The 258-nt window shown below is 67.1% G+C and carries 1 protein-coding gene; it reads right to left on the bottom strand.

Annotated elements, in window-relative coordinates; all coding sequences use genetic code 11:
- A partial coding sequence (locus FQ664_RS26345; RefSeq protein ID WP_144175926.1) for a putative transposase occupies window positions 1-203 on the bottom strand: 203 nt, incomplete at its 3' end.
- Between the last annotated feature and the right edge of the window lie 55 nt (window positions 204-258).

Below are 258 nucleotides of genomic sequence, written 5' to 3'. Positions count from 1 at the left end.
TCGCGTAGCAGGTCGGGGAAGGCCTTGGCCAGCGCGGCATTGATATCCCCGGTGATGACCAGCAGCGGATCGCCGGCGCGATCGTTGACCCAGTAATCCGTGGTCGCGGGCATGGCCAGATGGCGGCGTGCCACGTAGGCCCGGGACATCGTGCGTTGGCCGTGATAGGCGCGCACGTGGCCATCGACGTACAAGAACCCCATCAGATGCCCGCGCTGATCGACGCGGTGGCGCGCCAACTCCGCCCCCAACTGATGG

Source organism: Pseudomonas persica, from assembly GCF_900291015.1.
Lineage (GTDB): Bacteria > Pseudomonadota > Gammaproteobacteria > Pseudomonadales > Pseudomonadaceae > Aquipseudomonas.
Note: the sequence above shows the minus strand (reverse complement) of the source record. Positions and strands in the feature narration are given on the sequence as shown.